The following is a 15874-nucleotide window of genomic DNA, read 5'->3' as shown; positions in this document are numbered from 1 at the left end:
GTTCTGACGGCAGGTCATCCACCAGATAGATGCATTGGCCGTGCTTGGCCTGATTGACTAAATGGCCCTGCGCAATGCGCAGGGCACAGACAACTAATTTTTGCTGGCCGCGCGAGAGTATCTCGGCGGCGTTATGCGCCCCCAACCGTAGCCGTAAATCGGCACGCTGCGGACCCGCCTGGGTATGGCCCAATTGCTGATCGCGGGAGAGGGTAGAAGCAAGCACTGTATTGAGCTCACGCTCTTTATCCCAACCGCGGTAGTAACTGAGGGTCAAACCTTTTAGCTCTACCAGTTCATTCAGGGTGCGCTCGAAAACCGGTTTCAGGGCCTGGATATAGGCACGCCGATAACCGTCAATTTCGTCGCTGGCCAGGCACAGTTCTCGGTCCCAGGCCGCCTGCGAAGCGGCGTCAAGTGTACCATGCCGCAGCCATGAGTTCCGCTGACGCAGGGCCTTCTGCAGGCGCTGCCAGGCCGGCAGAAACCGAGGTTCCACGTGGAACACTCCCCAATCGAGAAACTGCCTACGAATCTTCGGCGCGCCCTCCAGCAAGCGGAAACTGTCCGGGTTGATCAACTGCAGGGGCAGGGTCTCGGCCAGTTGCGCAGCACTGCGCGCATTCTGCCCGTCGATACGAATCTGAAACTCACCCTGACGATCCCGCGAAATCCCCAGATTGCTTTGCCGGCCATCAGACATCTGTACCTGACCGAAAATCGTGCAGGCAAGCTGATCGTATTGGATGACCGGAAGCAGGCGAGTGCTGCGAAAGGAGCGGGCCAGGCCCAGAAGATGAATGGCTTCGAGCAGGCTAGTTTTGCCGCTGCCATTGTCGCCGGAAAGGATGTTGATACGCGGGGAGGGGGAGAGGGTCACCGGGTGCAGATTACGCACCGCGGTGACGGTAAAGCGAGTAAGGGACATTCAGCGGTTACAGACGCATCGGCATAACGACATAAGAGGAGTCGTCGTTGTCGGCTTCTTGTACCAGGGCGCTACTGTTGGCATCGGAGAGAATCAGACGCACCTGGTCGGTGGTCATCACGCTCAGCACGTCGAGCAGATAGCTGACGTTGAAACCGATTTCCAGTGAGCTGCCGTTGTAGTCCACGGCAATCTCTTCTTCGGCTTCTTCCTGCTCTGGGTTGTTGGCCTGAATTTTCAGTAGACCGGATTCCAGTTGCAGGCGAATACCCCGGTACTTCTCGTTGGACAGAATCGCGGTACGGCTGAACGCTTCACGCAGGCCCTGACGATCGGCCAACACCAGTTTGTCACCACCGCGCGGCAGCACACGCTCGTAATCCGGGAACTTGCCGTCGACCAGTTTCGAGGTGAAGGTGAACTCGCCGGTGGTAGCACGGATATGGTGTTGACCGAGAACGATGCTGACGCTGCCATCCTGCTCGGTGAGCAGACGCGCCAGTTCGAGAATACCCTTGCGCGGCACGATGACCTGGTGACGCTCAATCTGCTCGATCATCGCTTCCATCGAACACATGGCCAGACGATGGCCGTCGGTGGCCACGGCGCGGAGGATGCCGGTCTGCACTTCGATAAGCATGCCGTTGAGGTAATAACGTACGTCCTGCTGAGCCATGGCAAAGCTGGTGCGCTCGATCAAGCGGCGCAGTCTGCTTTGCATCAGGTTGAAGGTCAGCGAACCTGGGCCTTCCTCAACGGTCGGGAAATCATTGGCGGGCAGGGTGGACAGGCTGAAGCGGCTGCGGCCGGCTTTAACCAGCAGCTTCTGCTCGTCGATACGGATATCGATCAGCGCATCAGCCGGCAGGCTTTTGCAGATGTCCATCAGCTTGCGCGCCGGCACGGTGATCTCACCGGGTTGCGCAGGCTCTTCCAGGGTGACGCGACCGACCAGCTCGACTTCCAGGTCGGTACCGGTCAACGACAACTGCTGGCCTTCGACCACCAGCAGCACGTTAGAGAGCACCGGCAAGGTCTGACGGCGTTCCACGACGCCGGCGACCAGTTGCAGAGGTTTCAACAGGGCTTCGCGTTGAATGGTGAAATGCATGGTCTAGTCCCTTGCCTAGTGGAGTTGCGTATTAGGTTGTCAGCGTACGCAGCAAATTCTTATAGTCTTCGCGGATATCCGCGTCGGATTCCTTAAGTTCAGCAATCTTACGGCATGCATGCAATACCGTGGTGTGATCGCGGCCGCCGAAGGCATCACCAATTTCCGGCAAGCTGTGATTGGTCAGTTCTTTCGACAAGGCCATGGCCACCTGGCGCGGGCGCGCGACCGAACGCGAGCGGCGCTTGGACAGCAGATCAGAAATCTTGATCTTGTAGTACTCGGCGACCGTGCGCTGGATATTGTCGATGCTGACCAGCTTGTCCTGCAGGGCCAGCAGGTCCTTGAGCGACTCACGGATCAGCTCGATGGTAATGTCACGGCCCATAAAGTGCGAGTGGGCGATCACCCGTTTCAACGCGCCTTCCAGCTCACGCACGTTGGAGCGGATGCGCTGGGCAATAAAGAAGGCAGCATCATGCGGCAGGTCGACTTTGGCCTGGTCGGCCTTCTTCATCAAAATCGCCACGCGGGTTTCCAGCTCAGGCGGCTCGACAGCTACCGTCAGGCCCCAACCGAAACGCGATTTGAGACGCTCTTCCAGCCCTTCAATTTCTTTCGGGTAGCGGTCGCTGGTGAGAATCACCTGCTGACCACCTTCGAGCAAGGCGTTGAAGGTGTGGAAGAACTCTTCCTGGGAACGCTCTTTCTTGGCGAAGAATTGAATGTCATCGATCAGCAACGCATCCACCGAACGGTAGAAGCGCTTGAACTCGTTGATCGCGTTCAACTGCAAGGCCTTGACCATGTCCGCGACGAAACGCTCGGAATGCAGGTAGACCACCTTGGCATTCGGATTCTTCGCCAGCAGGTGGTTACCCACCGCATGCATCAAGTGAGTCTTACCCAAGCCCACGCCACCATAAAGGAACAGCGGGTTGTAACCGTGCTTGGGGTTGTCCGCCACCTGCCAGGCCGCTGCGCGGGCCAGCTGGTTGGATTTACCTTCGACGAAGTTATCAAAGGTAAAGGTGCGGTTGAGGTAACTGGTGTGCTTCAACCCGCCTTCGACCTGCACCGTGCGCTCGCTGCGTGCTGGCGCCTGCTGGCTGGCCGCACCGGCCATGGGATCGAAGCTCGCACGCGAGGGTTCTGCCTGTGCAGGGCCGGCTGCTGCTACGGTCTGATTGGATGCTGGCGCGCTCGGCGCAGCTGACGGCGTACTAACCGCCGCCGCACGAGGAGCCGAACTGCGTTTGCTGCCTATTAATAAGGAAAGCGCAGGAACCAGACCGTTGGTCCGTTCGCTGAGCAACTCGAGCAAGCGGCTGAGGTACTTTTCATTGACCCAGTCGAGGACAAAACGGTTCGGCGCATAGACGCGAAGCTCGTCGCCTTCGGCTTCGACCTGCAGTGGACGGATCCAGGTGTTGAATTGCTGAGCAGGCAACTCATCGCGCAAAAGCTCGATGCACTGTTGCCAAAGTTCCACAGACACGGACTATCCCCTAAATCGCACGGCGCGAGGCAAAAAAACAGCCGTCATTGTAGCCGCCGAGGCTTGAGTTATCCACATGTAAGCTTGCTTATGCGCAAGGAAAATCAACGTGTTATTAGCGTTGGAGGCCTATAACGCAAGGCCGAGAAAGGCTGTGGATAACCGCCCATAAGCTCGCTGGATAACCCAGGGTAAAACCCGTTGAAAAACCCTGCTGTGGGTAAAAAGGTATTCCATCCTCAGCTTGTCGACGGCTTCCACACAGTTGCAGCACGCCTTTTCGACAGACTTACCCTTGGCTGAACAAGGCTAAGCTGCTGGCCTTCAAGTACTTATGCACAGATGAGGGGTCAGCTAATAGCTACTAACGTTACTAAACATCTTTAAATATTCTCTTCTTTATATTTCTTTATGCAGGAAAATCCTGGTTGGAAATTGACCTGACCCTCGGGTTTCTCTAGAATTGCCGGTCTCTTAAAACGGGGGCCATTCCGGCCCGTAGTCGACCACCCAGGTACCGCATCATGAAACGTACTTTCCAACCCAGCACTATCAAACGCGCTCGCACCCACGGTTTCCGTGCTCGTATGGCCACCAAGAACGGCCGTGCTGTCCTGTCGCGTCGCCGCGCCAAGGGCCGTAAGCGTCTCGCCGTCTAAATTTCGGTCTTGTGGTGAGTCGAGACTTCAGTCGGGAAAAGCGTCTGCTAACCCCCCGGCAATTTAAGGCAGTCTTCGACTCCCCTAGCGGCAAAGCTCCGGGCAAAAATGTCCTGCTGCTGGCGCGCAACAACGAGCTTGATCACCCCCGTCTGGGCTTGGTGATCGGCAAAAAGAGCGTCAAGCTCTCGGTTGAGCGCAATCGTCTGAAACGCCAGATCCGCGAATCGTTCCGTCTCAATCAGGACAACCTGGTGGGATGGGACATCGTGGTGGTTGCGCGTAAAGGCCTTGGTGATTTGGAAAACGTCGAACTGGCTCGCCAGTTTGGCAAACTCTGGAAACGCCTCGAACGCAGTAAGCCAAGCCCGGAAGCCGTCGCAACACCTGGGGTGAACGACAGTCCCCATGCGTAAACTGGCTTTGCTTCCCATCCAGTTCTACCGCTACGCCATCAGCCCCTTGATGGCCAGCCACTGTCGTTTCTACCCAAGCTGTTCTTGCTACGCGCTTGAAGCCATTGAACACCATGGCGTCATGCGCGGTGGCTGGCTGACCCTGCGTCGGCTTGGCCGCTGTCACCCGTGGAATCCCGGTGGCTACGACCCGGTTCCCTGCGCGAAAACCTCCCGTTCCTCTTCGATGGCCGAATAATCATGGATATTCAACGCTCGATCCTGATCGTCGCCCTGGCAATCGTGTCCTATATGATGGTTCTCCAGTGGAACCAGGACTACGGTCAAGCTGCCCTGCCGACAGAAATTGCCGCGACCAGCAGCACTGTACCCGGCTTGCCGGATACCACTGCCACCACTTCAACTCCAGCGGGCAGCGACGATATTCCGAGTGCCACCACGGCCGTTGAGCCCAGCGCTATCAGTGCCGCACCGGCTGCAGCCAGCGATGAGCTGATTCGGGTAAAGACCGATGTACTGGAACTGGCCATCGACCCGCGTGGTGGTGATGTGGTGCAACTGCGTCTGCCGCAATACCCACGTCGGCAGGATCGTCCGGATGTGCCGTTCCAGTTGTTCGACAACGGTGGTGAGCGCACCTACCTGGCGCAAAGCGGACTGATCGGCAGCAACGCGCCGGACAAATCCAGCGGTCGTGCCCTGTGGAGCAGCGCGCAAAAGAGCTATGCACTGGCCGACGGTCAGGAGCAACTGCAGGTTGACCTCACGCTCAGTGAAGACGGCGTCAACTACATCAAGCGCTTCACCTTCAAGCGCGGCTTGAACGCTGAATGTTCCACCAAGGACCAACAGCAGAAGAAACCCGGCTGCGTTGATCCATCGTCCTATCAGGTGACTGTCAGCTACCTGATCGATAACCAGAGTGGTCAGGCCTGGAGCGGCAACATGTTTGCCCAGCTCAAGCGTGATGGCAGCGACGACCCGTCCTCCACCACTGCAACCGGTACTGCGACTTACCTGGGTGGCGCGCTGTGGACCAGCGAAGAGCCGTACAAAAAAGTGTCGATGAAAGACATCGACAAACAAGCCTTCAAAGAAACTGTTCAAGGAGGCTGGGTTGCCTGGCTACAGCATTACTTCGTCACTGCCTGGATCCCAAGCAAAGACAGCACTAACCAAGTCCAGACCCGCAAAGACAGCCAAGGCAACTACATTGTTGGCTTTACCGGCCCGGCCATTCAGGTTGCTGCCGGCGCTCAAGGTGAAACCAGTGCAATTCTGTATGCCGGCCCGAAGCTACAAGGCCATCTGAAGACCCTGTCGCCAGGTCTTGAGCTGACTGTCGACTACGGCATTCTGTGGTTCCTCGCTCAACCGATCTTCTGGCTGCTGGAAGTTATCCACAACCTGCTCGGCAACTGGGGCTGGTCGATCATCATGTTGACCGTGATCATCAAGCTGATCTTCTTCCCACTGTCCGCCGCCAGCTACAAATCCATGGCGCGCATGCGTGCCGTTGCACCGAAACTCGCTCAGTTGAAAGAGCAGCACGGTGACGATCGCCAGAAGATGTCCCAGGCGATGATGGAGCTGTACAAGAAAGAGAAGATCAACCCGCTGGGCGGCTGCTTGCCGATCCTGGTGCAGATGCCGGTATTCCTCGCGCTCTACTGGGTGCTGCTGGAATCTGTGGAAATGCGTCAAGCGCCGTGGCTGCTGTGGATAACTGACCTGGCGATTAAAGACCCGTTCTTTATCCTGCCGATTATCATGGGCGCGACCATGTTTATCCAGCAGCAGCTCAACCCAACGCCGCCAGACCCGATGCAAGCCAAGGTATTGAAAATGATGCCGATCATTTTCACCTTCTTCTTCCTCTGGTTCCCGGCAGGTCTGGTGCTGTACTGGGTGGTCAACAACGTCTTGTCCATCGCTCAGCAGTGGTACATTACCCGTAAGATCGAAGCCGCAACCAAGGCCGCAGACGCCTAAGTCGCACAGGCTTCTAAGCTGTAACAAACGCCCCTCTTCAGGGGCGTTTTGCTATGTCGTATCTGGAGACCCGCATGCAAACAGCCCGTGAAACCATTGCCGCCGTCGCTACCGCCCAAGGCCGTGGCGGCGTCGGCATCGTGCGCGTGTCCGGGCCGCTGGCCGGCACATTGGCGCAGGCGATCTGCCAACGCGAGCTGCAACCGCGTTACGCCCACTACGGGCCATTTTTTGCCGACGCCGAGCAGGTGCTGGATGAAGGCCTGGCCCTGTACTTCCCAGGGCCGAACTCCTTTACCGGTGAGGATGTGCTGGAACTGCAGGGCCATGGCGGGCCCGTGGTGCTCGACCTGCTGCTGCGCCGTTGCGTTCAACTGGGTGCACGTCTGGCGCGGCCTGGTGAGTTCAGCGAGCGGGCCTTTCTCAATGACAAGCTCGACCTGGCCCAGGCCGAAGCCATTGCCGACCTGATCGAAGCCAGCTCCGAGCAGGCCGCGCGCAATGCCTTGCGTTCTCTGCAAGGCGAGTTCTCCCGCCGCGTGCACGGCCTGACCGAACGGCTGATCAGCCTGCGCATCTACGTTGAAGCCGCCATCGACTTCCCTGAGGAGGAAATCGACTTTCTCGCCGATGGCCATGTGCTTAGCCTGCTGGATGGCGTGCGCGCTGATCTGGCTGGCGTGCTGCGTGAAGCCGGGCAAGGTGCCCTGCTGCGCGATGGCATGACCGTGGTGATCGCCGGTAGGCCAAATGCCGGCAAGTCCAGCCTGCTCAATGCCCTGGCCGGGCGCGAGGCGGCCATCGTCACCGAGATCGCCGGCACCACTCGCGACGTGCTGCGTGAACATATCCACATCGATGGCATGCCGCTGCACGTGGTCGACACCGCCGGCCTGCGCGACACCGAGGATCAGGTGGAAAAGATTGGCGTCGAGCGCGCGCTGAAAGCCATTGGCGAAGCCGACCGCATTCTGCTGGTGGTGGATGCCACCGCGCCGGAAGCCGACGACCCCTTTGCCCTGTGGCCGGAGTTTCTCGACCAGCGCCCCGATCCGGCCAAGGTCACCCTGATTCGCAACAAGGCCGATCTGTCGGGCGAGTCGGTGCTGCTGGAAGTCTGCAATGACGGCCACATCACCATCAGCTTATCGGCAAAATCCACTGAAGGCCTCGACCTGCTCAGGGAACACCTCAAGGCCTGTATGGGTTATGAGCAGACCTCAGAGAGCAGCTTTAGCGCGCGCCGGCGCCACCTGGAGGCCTTAAGACAGGCCGCCACTCACCTTGAGCACGGCCATGCTCAGCTGACCCTGGCCGGTGCCGGCGAACTGCTGGCTGAAGACCTACGCATGGCTCAACAAGCCCTGGGCGAGATCACCGGGGCGTTCAGCTCCGATGACCTGCTGGGGCGGATCTTCTCCAGCTTCTGTATCGGCAAGTAGCAAGTAGGATGGGTTGAGCGCAGCGATACCCATCATTAACAGGTAACACGACATGCCTATTGATGATGGGTTACGGCGCATTGAACCTCCCGCTGTCTTCAATATGTTCTCCCCGCGGCTAACCCATCCTACGTAGCGTTCCCCTCTAAAACCTCATTTATGCCACCCAGGCAGGCCTTCGCCTGGGCGCAATAGGCACGTCCAGACACTTATTTATCCACCTAAGCCCTGTGGAAAACCCGGCCTAAGCCCTGCCTATAACCCGGTGATAAAACGGAGGATAACCGCACCTGTGGATAACTAGATGTTTCATCCACAGCTTGCGTACGGCAACTGAACAGGCAGATGGCAGGTTCAGCACAGACTTTTTAAACGCTGTAAGTACTGAATCCATTGGCCTGTAGCCATCTATCCACAGAAAAGCCGTTGCTAAGTAATAAACATATAAACAAGGCTTTATAAAAATTCTCTTTTTTTATTCTTTATTAACCGACCGACCTGTGTGCTCCCCAAGGCAGCTGGCTATTTTTTGTGCAAAAGGCTTCTTTCACACCGGCTAAATCCCTATACTTGCCGCCTTTCCCGCTTTTCAACCCAAAAAGCCCCCCATTTCTCAACAGGCACGAGGTGCGTGGTGGATTTCCCTTCGCGTTTTCAGGTGATCGTCATCGGCGGCGGTCATGCCGGTACCGAAGCTGCGCTGGCAGCTGCACGCATGGGGGTAAAAACCCTGCTGCTGACCCATAACGTGGAAACCCTCGGGCAGATGAGCTGCAACCCTGCCATTGGCGGGATCGGCAAGAGCCATCTGGTCAAGGAAATCGACGCCCTCGGCGGCGCCATGGCTGAGGCCACCGACAAAGGTGGTATCCAGTTCCGTGTGCTGAACAGCCGCAAAGGCCCAGCGGTACGCGCCACGCGCGCCCAGGCGGATCGCGTGCTGTACAAGGCCGCTATTCGCGAAACCCTGGAAAACCAGGCCAACCTGTGGATATTTCAGCAGGCCGCCGATGACCTGATCGTCGAAAACGAAGAAGTCAAAGGCGTTGTCACCCAGATGGGTCTGCGATTCCTCGGGGATTCCGTGGTGTTGACCACAGGCACCTTCCTCGGCGGACTTATCCACATTGGCCTGCAGAACTACTCCGGTGGCCGCGCCGGTGATCCACCCTCGATTGCCTTGGCGCACCGTCTGCGTGAATTGCCACTGCGCGTCGGTCGTCTGAAAACCGGGACGCCGCCACGCATCGATGGAAGAACAGTCGATTTTTCGCTGATGACCGAGCAGCCGGGCGATACACCAACGCCGCTGATGTCCTTCCTCGGTCGTGCCGAGCAGCAACCGCGCCAGGTCAGCTGCTGGATCACCCACACCAACGCGCGCACCCATGAAATCATTGCGGCCAATCTGGATCGCTCGCCGATGTACTCGGGGGTGATCGAAGGCGTCGGCCCGCGCTATTGCCCGTCGATCGAAGACAAGATCCACCGCTTTGCCGACAAGGACAGCCATCAGGTATTTATCGAGCCGGAAGGCCTGAATACCCACGAGCTGTACCCCAACGGCATATCCACCTCGCTGCCGTTCGATGTACAATTGCAGATCGTGCGCAGCATCCGTGGCATGGAGAACGCGCACATCGTGCGGCCTGGTTACGCCATCGAGTACGACTACTTCGACCCGCGTGATCTCAAGTACAGCCTGGAAACCAAGGTCATCGCCGGGCTGTTCTTCGCCGGGCAGATCAACGGCACCACCGGTTACGAAGAAGCCGGTGCGCAAGGCTTGCTCGCTGGTTGCAACGCCGCGCTGCGCGCCCAGGGCAAGGACAGTTGGTGTCCGCGCCGTGACGAGGCGTACATCGGCGTGCTGGTCGACGACCTGATTACCCTGGGTACCCAGGAGCCATACCGCATGTTCACTTCGCGCGCCGAATACCGGCTGATCCTGCGTGAAGACAACGCCGACCTGCGCCTGACCGAGAAAGGCCGCGAGCTGGGTCTGGTGGATGATGTGCGCTGGGCCGCGTTCGAGAGCAAGCGCGAAGCCATCGTGCAGGAAGAACAACGCCTGAAAAGCACCTGGGTACGCCCGGGTACGACTCAGGGCGATGCGATTGCCGCCCACTTCGGCACGCCGCTGACCCACGAATACAACCTGCTCAACCTGCTCGCCCGTCCGGAAATCGATTACGCCGGGCTGGTGACCATCACCGGTGGCGCTGCGCTTGATCCGCAGGTGGCCGAACAGGTGGAGATCAAGACCAAATACGCCGGTTATATCGATCGCCAGCAGGATGAAATCGCCCGCCTGCGCGCCAGTGAAGACACCAAGCTGCCGCTGGATATCGACTACGCGGGGATTTCCGGGCTGTCCAAGGAAATCCAGCACAAGCTTGGCAACACCCGCCCGGAAACCTTGGGCCAGGCTTCGCGGATTCCCGGGGTCACCCCGGCAGCGATTTCCCTGCTGCTGATCCACCTGAAAAAGCGCACTGCCGGTCAGCAGTTGGAGCACAGCGCCTGATGTCGTTGGTTACTGCTCGTCACGCCGAAGAACTGAGCCAGGGTGCGCTGGAGCTGGGTGTCGAACTCAGCGCGCAGCAGCATGAGCAGCTGCTCGCCTACCTGGCCCTGCTGATCAAGTGGAACAAGGCCTACAACCTCACCGCCGTGCGCGACCCGGATGAAATGGTCTCGCGCCATCTGCTCGACAGCTTGTCCGTGCTGCCTTTCGTCGCGGCGGCTGGGGATAACTGGCTGGACGTCGGCAGCGGCGGTGGCATGCCGGGCATTCCGCTGGCCATCCTGTTTCCCGAGCGGCAGTTCACCCTGCTCGATTCCAACGGCAAGAAAACCCGCTTCCTGACTCAAGTGAAGCTGGAGTTGAAACTGGCCAACCTGCAAGTTATCCACAGCCGTGTCGAAGCCTTCACCCCGGCTGTGCCGTTCAGCGGTATCTGCTCGCGGGCGTTCAGTTCGCTGGAAGATTTCAGCAACTGGACCCGTCACCTGGGCGATGGCCATACCCAGTGGCTGGCGATGAAAGGCGTACACCCGGATGACGAGCTGCAGGCCCTGCCTGCGGACTTTCGTCTCACGGCCACCCATGTACTCAAGGTTCCCGGTTGCCAAGGTCAGCGCCATCTGTTGATACTGCGTCGCTCGGTTTAGGGGGAACGCAGCATGGCTAAGGTATTCGCAATCGCTAACCAGAAAGGCGGCGTGGGCAAAACCACCACCTGCATCAATCTGGCGGCCTCGCTGGTGGCGACCAAGCGCCGTGTGCTGCTGATCGACCTCGACCCCCAGGGCAACGCCACCATGGGCAGTGGTGTGGATAAGCACGGCCTGGAGCATTCGATCTACGACGTATTGATCGGCGAATGCAACCTGGTCGAGGCCATGCAGTTCTCCGAGCACGGTGGCTACCAGCTACTGCCGGCCAACCGCGACCTCACAGCCGCCGAAGTGTCGCTGCTGGAAATGAAAATGAAGGAAAGCCGCCTGCGTTATGCCCTGGCGCCGATCCGCGAGAATTACGATTACATCCTCATCGACTGCCCGCCGGCGCTGTCGATGCTCACGGTCAACGCCCTGGTAGCCGCCGATGGGGTGATCATCCCGATGCAGTGTGAGTACTACGCGCTGGAGGGCTTGAGCGACCTGGTCAACAGCATTCAGCGCATCGCCGAGATGCTCAATCCCAAGCTGAAGATCGAAGGCCTGCTGCGCACCATGTATGACCCGCGTATCAGCCTGACCAACGATGTGTCGGCGCAGCTTAAGCAACACTTCCCTGACCAGCTCTATGACGTGGTTATACCGCGCAACGTGCGCCTGGCCGAGGCACCGAGTTTCGGCATGCCGGCGCTGGTGTATGACAAGCAATCCCGTGGTGCCATTGCCTACTTGGCCCTGGCCGGCGAACTGGTCCGTCGCCAGCGCGCCAGCGCCCACACCGCAACCGCATAAGGAAATACCCATGGCTTTGAAAAAACGAGGACTGGGACGCGGTCTGGATGCCTTGCTGGGCGGCACCAGTGTCAGCGCCCTGCAGGAAGAGGCCGCGCAGGTCGACAGCCGTGAACTGCAATACGTGCCGCTGGACCTGATCCAGCGCGGTAAATACCAGCCGCGCCGCGACATGGACGCCACTGCCCTGGAAGAACTGGCGCAGTCGATCAAGGCCCACGGCGTGATGCAGCCGATTGTGGTGCGACCGATTGGCGAAGGACGATTCGAGATCGTCGCTGGTGAACGCCGCTGGCGTGCCAGCCAGCAAGCCGGCCTGGACAAGATCCCGGCCATGGTCCGCGAACTGCCCGATGAAGCGGCCATTGCCATGGCGCTGATCGAGAATATCCAGCGCGAAGACCTCAATCCCATCGAAGAAGCCATGGCCTTGCAGCGCCTGCAGCAGGAATTCCAGCTGACCCAGCAACAGGTTGCCGATGCAGTCGGTAAATCTCGGGTGACCATCAGCAACCTGCTGCGTCTGATCGCCCTACCGGAAGAAATCAAGATTCTGCTGTCCCACGGTGATCTGGAAATGGGTCATGCCCGTGCCCTGCTCGGTTTGCCGGCCGAACAGCAGACCGAAGGTGCGCGACATGTTGTCGCACGCGGTCTCACGGTACGGCAAACCGAAGCACTGGTACGCCAGTGGCTGAACAGCAAAGAAAAGCCGCCGGCGGTGGTCAAAGCCGACCCGGACATCACCCGCCTGGAACAGCGCCTGGCCGAGCGCCTGGGCTCGCCGGTGCAGATCAAGCATGGGCAGAAAGGCAAAGGTCAGCTGGTGATCAGCTACAGCTCCCTGGATGAACTACAGGGTGTACTCGCCCACATTCGTTGAAACAATTGAGCGTGTAGCGACTAGTCGGAAATCACTACCCGGCAGTTGAACGGGGGGGGAAGCGCCCCTATACTCTGCGCGCATTTCGTCGGCACAAAGTATGCCAAGTTATTGATTTCAGGTGCCGACGCCCGAGTTCAGCTTTCAGGAAAACCAGATGGACGTTCGCACGCCGAATCGCCTGCCCTTCCATCGTTTGGCTGTTTTCCCGGTACTGCTGGTGCAACTGCTGGTACTGCTGTTGCTGGCCCTGGTGCTGTGGCAGTGGCAAGGCGTAGTGGCAGGCTACTCGGGGTTGTGTGGTGGCCTGATTGCCTGGTTGCCAAATCTGTACTTTGCCCACAAGGCGTTCCGTTTCAGTGGAGCGCGGGCTGCTCAAGCCATCGTCCGGTCTTTTTATGCCGGTGAGGCGGGCAAACTGGTTTTAACGGCAGTGCTGTTTGCACTGACCTTTGCAGGTGTAAAACCTCTGGAGCCGCTGGCGGTATTTGGCGTGTTCTTCCTGACCCAGTTGGTCAATTGGTTTTCCCCCCTGCTGATGAAAACAAGACTTTTAAGACCTTAGCGCTCGAGGGATATATGGCAGCAGCAGAAACCGCTTCGGGTTATATCCAGCACCACTTGACCAACCTGACCTACGGTCAGCATCCGGTTAATGGCTGGAGTTTCGCCCACAACGCAAAAGAAGCTCAGGAAATGGGCTTCTGGGCATTTCACGTCGACACCCTGGCGGTGTCTGTCGTGTTGGGCCTGTTCTTCCTCCTGCTGTTCCGTGCTGCCGCCAAACGCGCCACGTCCGGACAACCGGGCAAGCTGCAGAACTTCGTCGAGGTGCTGGTTGAGTTCGTAGACGGCAGCGTCAAGGACACCTTCCACGGCCGCAACGCCCTGATCGCACCGCTGGGTCTGACCATCTTCGTCTGGGTCTTCCTGATGAACTTTATGGACCTGATCCCGGTAGATTGGCTGCCCATGCTGGCGGCAAAAATCTCCGGCGACCCACACCTGTACTTCCGCGTGGTACCGACCACCGATCCAAACGCTACCCTGGGCCTGGCCCTGTCGGTATTCGCGCTGATCCTGTTCTACAGCATCAAGGTCAAAGGTCTCGGCGGCTTTATCGGTGAACTGACCCTGCACCCGTTCGGCAGCAAGAATGTGTTCGTTCAAGCGCTGCTGATTCCGGTCAACTTCCTGCTTGAGTTCGTCACCCTGATCGCCAAGCCGATTTCCCTGGCCCTGCGTCTGTTCGGCAACCTGTATGCCGGCGAGTTGATCTTTATCCTCATCGCGATCATGTTTGGCGGCGGTCTGCTGCTGGGCGCGCTGGGTATTGCCCTGCAGTGGGCGTGGGCGGTGTTCCACATCCTGATCATCGTGCTGCAGGCGTTCATCTTCATGATGCTGACCATCGTCTACCTGTCGATGGCGCACGAAGACAACCACTAAGAGCGCTTAGGCGCTCGCAGTGGACGCCCGCAAGGGCAACCAGAAGTACCGATTTTGCTTTACCGCTTTACCTTAGAAAACCTTAACCAATACGACATAAAAAGTCGGGAGGAAAGATGGAAACTGTAGTTGGTCTGACCGCTATCGCTGTTGCACTGCTGATTGGCCTGGGTGCCCTGGGTACCGCCATTGGTTTCGGCCTGCTGGGCGGCAAGTTCCTGGAAGGCGCTGCGCGTCAGCCGGAAATGGTTCCGATGCTGCAAGTGAAAATGTTCATCGTCGCCGGTCTGCTCGACGCCGTGACCATGATCGGTGTTGGTATCGCACTGTTCTTCACCTTCGCGAACCCCTTCGTTGGTCAAATCGCAGGCTAATTCACTCAATTTCGAGTGAATTGGTTTGATGGACAACGAACGAGCGAGGTGTTGGCGTGAACATTAATGCAACCCTGATTGGCCAGTCCGTTGCCTTCTTCATCTTCGTGCTGTTCTGCATGAAGTACGTGTGGCCTCCGGTCATTACGGCTTTGCAAGAACGTCAGAAGAAGATCGCAGACGGCCTGGACGCTGCTAGCCGTGCGGCTCGTGACCTGGAGTTGGCCCAAGAGAAAGCGGGTCAGCAACTGCGCGAAGCCAAAGGCCAAGCAGCCGAGATCATTGAGCAAGCCAAGAAACGCGGTACCCAGATCGTCGACGAAGCCCGTGAACAGGCCCGCGTCGAAGCTGACCGTGTGAAGGCCCAGGCTCTGGCCGAGATCGAGCAGGAACTGAATGGTGTCAAAGACGCGCTGCGTGCCCAACTGGGTAGCCTGGCCGTTAGCGGTGCCGAGAAGATCCTGGGCGCATCTATCGACCAAAACGCGCATGCGGAGCTGGTTTCCAAACTGGCAGCCGAAATTTAAGCGAGGGGCGCGATCATGGCAGAACTGACCACGCTGGCCCGACCTTACGCTAAGGCTGCCTTTGAGTATGCCCAGGCCCACCAGCAGCTGGCCAATTGGTCAGCCATGCTCGGCCTGGCTGCAGCGGTGTCGCAAGACGGCACCATGCAGAGCGTGCTCAAGGCTCCGCGTTTGACGAGTACAGACAAGGCCACCACGTTTGTTGACGTGTGTGGTGACAAGTTCGACGCCCAGGTACGCAATTTCATTCACATCGTCGCTGAAAACGATCGTCTGGCCCTGTTGCCACAGATCGTTGAACTGTTCGAGCTGTACAAGGCCGAGCAGGAAAAGTCGATCGACGTGGACGTTACCAGTGCCTTCGCATTGAGCGATGAACAGCAAGACAAACTCGCCAAGGTTCTCAGTGCACGGCTCGGCCGAGAAGTGCGTCTGCACGCCGCGGAGGATGCCACCCTGATCGGTGGTGTTCTGATCCGCGCCGGCGACCTGGTTATCGATGGCTCAGTTCGCGGCAAAATCGCGAAGCTGGCCGAAGCATTGAAATCTTGAGTTTGAAGGGGCAGCAGAGCTATGCAGCAACTCAATCCTTCCGAAATAAGTGAAATCATCAAGGGGCG

At 58.5% G+C, this 15874-nt stretch carries 17 protein-coding genes; 14 read left to right on the top strand and 3 right to left on the bottom strand.

The annotated features are described in order from the left end of the window. The 3 genes from recF to dnaA all read right to left on the bottom strand — a co-directional run. The coding region (gene recF / locus WA145_RS14815) for a DNA replication/repair protein RecF (protein WP_422582314.1) at positions 1 to 928 on the bottom strand (928 nt) is incomplete at its 3' end. A gap of 7 nt (positions 929 to 935) precedes the next feature. Then, complete coding sequence (gene dnaN / locus WA145_RS14810; RefSeq protein WP_422582313.1) at positions 936 to 2039, bottom strand: DNA polymerase III subunit beta; 1104 nt, start codon at positions 2037 to 2039, stop codon at positions 936 to 938. Positions 2040 to 2070: 31 nt separating this feature from the next. Beyond that, positions 2071 to 3537, bottom strand: a complete 1467-nt coding sequence (dnaA, locus tag WA145_RS14805; RefSeq protein WP_422582312.1) for a chromosomal replication initiator protein DnaA — start codon at positions 3535 to 3537, stop codon at positions 2071 to 2073. Between the two features lie 524 nt (positions 3538 to 4061). On the opposite strand from dnaA, the gene rpmH reads away from it, so the two are divergent. The 14 genes from rpmH (at position 4062) to WA145_RS14735 (ending at position 15806) form a co-directional block, all read left to right on the top strand. After that, on the top strand, positions 4062 to 4196 hold the full coding sequence (rpmH, locus tag WA145_RS14800) for a 50S ribosomal protein L34 (RefSeq protein ID WP_002551315.1): 135 nt from the start codon (positions 4062 to 4064) through the stop codon (positions 4194 to 4196). 11 nt (positions 4197 to 4207) lie between these two features. Further along, on the top strand, positions 4208 to 4612 hold the full coding sequence (rnpA, locus tag WA145_RS14795; RefSeq protein WP_370692692.1) for a ribonuclease P protein component: 405 nt from the start codon (positions 4208 to 4210) through the stop codon (positions 4610 to 4612). Further along, a complete protein-coding gene (gene yidD, locus WA145_RS14790) occupies positions 4605 to 4850 on the top strand; it encodes a membrane protein insertion efficiency factor YidD (protein ID WP_422582311.1) in 246 nt (81 codons plus the stop codon). The genes rnpA and yidD overlap by 8 nt, the downstream gene beginning before the upstream one ends. A 2-nt stretch (positions 4851 to 4852) precedes the next feature. Further along, positions 4853 to 6604, top strand: a complete 1752-nt coding sequence (gene yidC / locus WA145_RS14785) for a membrane protein insertase YidC (protein WP_422582310.1) — start codon at positions 4853 to 4855, stop codon at positions 6602 to 6604. Between the two features lie 74 nt (positions 6605 to 6678). Then, positions 6679 to 8046 (top strand): tRNA uridine-5-carboxymethylaminomethyl(34) synthesis GTPase MnmE, encoded by a 1368-nt coding sequence (gene mnmE, locus WA145_RS14780; RefSeq protein WP_422582309.1) that lies wholly within the window; start codon positions 6679 to 6681, stop codon positions 8044 to 8046. A 634-nt stretch (positions 8047 to 8680) separates the two neighbouring features. Further along, entirely contained in the window at positions 8681 to 10573 is a 1893-nt protein-coding gene (gene mnmG, locus WA145_RS14775) for a tRNA uridine-5-carboxymethylaminomethyl(34) synthesis enzyme MnmG (protein ID WP_422582308.1), read from the top strand. Further along, positions 10573 to 11220: a 16S rRNA (guanine(527)-N(7))-methyltransferase RsmG gene (gene rsmG / locus WA145_RS14770; RefSeq protein WP_422582307.1), complete on the top strand. Its 648-nt coding sequence runs from the start codon at positions 10573 to 10575 to the stop codon at positions 11218 to 11220. Before mnmG ends, rsmG begins: the two co-directional genes overlap by 1 nt. Positions 11221 to 11232: 12 nt before the next feature. Continuing rightward, positions 11233 to 12021, top strand: coding sequence for a ParA family protein (locus WA145_RS14765; protein ID WP_422582306.1), 789 nt, complete (start codon positions 11233 to 11235; stop codon positions 12019 to 12021). 10 nt (positions 12022 to 12031) lie between these two features. Next, the gene (locus WA145_RS14760) at positions 12032 to 12904 is read left to right on the top strand and encodes a ParB/RepB/Spo0J family partition protein (protein ID WP_422582305.1); all 873 of its coding nucleotides are present in this window, start codon (positions 12032 to 12034) and stop codon (positions 12902 to 12904) included. Between the two features lie 157 nt (positions 12905 to 13061). Next, positions 13062 to 13469: a F0F1 ATP synthase subunit I gene (locus tag WA145_RS14755; protein ID WP_422582304.1), complete on the top strand. Its 408-nt coding sequence runs from the start codon at positions 13062 to 13064 to the stop codon at positions 13467 to 13469. 14 nt (positions 13470 to 13483) lie between these two features. After that, entirely contained in the window at positions 13484 to 14353 is an 870-nt protein-coding gene (gene atpB / locus WA145_RS14750) for a F0F1 ATP synthase subunit A (RefSeq protein ID WP_422582303.1), read from the top strand. Positions 14354 to 14469: 116 nt separating this feature from the next. Next, entirely contained in the window at positions 14470 to 14727 is a 258-nt protein-coding gene (gene atpE / locus WA145_RS14745; RefSeq protein ID WP_003097235.1) for a F0F1 ATP synthase subunit C, read from the top strand. A 56-nt stretch (positions 14728 to 14783) separates the two neighbouring features. Continuing rightward, a complete protein-coding gene (locus WA145_RS14740; protein ID WP_275960033.1) occupies positions 14784 to 15254 on the top strand; it encodes a F0F1 ATP synthase subunit B in 471 nt (156 codons plus the stop codon). Between the two features lie 15 nt (positions 15255 to 15269). Then, on the top strand, positions 15270 to 15806 hold the full coding sequence (locus tag WA145_RS14735) for a F0F1 ATP synthase subunit delta (RefSeq protein ID WP_422582302.1): 537 nt from the start codon (positions 15270 to 15272) through the stop codon (positions 15804 to 15806). The last annotated feature ends 68 nt before the right edge of the window (positions 15807 to 15874 follow it).

It is taken from the genome of Pseudomonas sp. (assembly GCF_049301935.1).
In the GTDB taxonomy this organism is placed as follows: domain Bacteria; phylum Pseudomonadota; class Gammaproteobacteria; order Pseudomonadales; family Pseudomonadaceae; genus Aquipseudomonas.
Note: the sequence above shows the minus strand (reverse complement) of the source record. Positions and strands in the feature narration are given on the sequence as shown.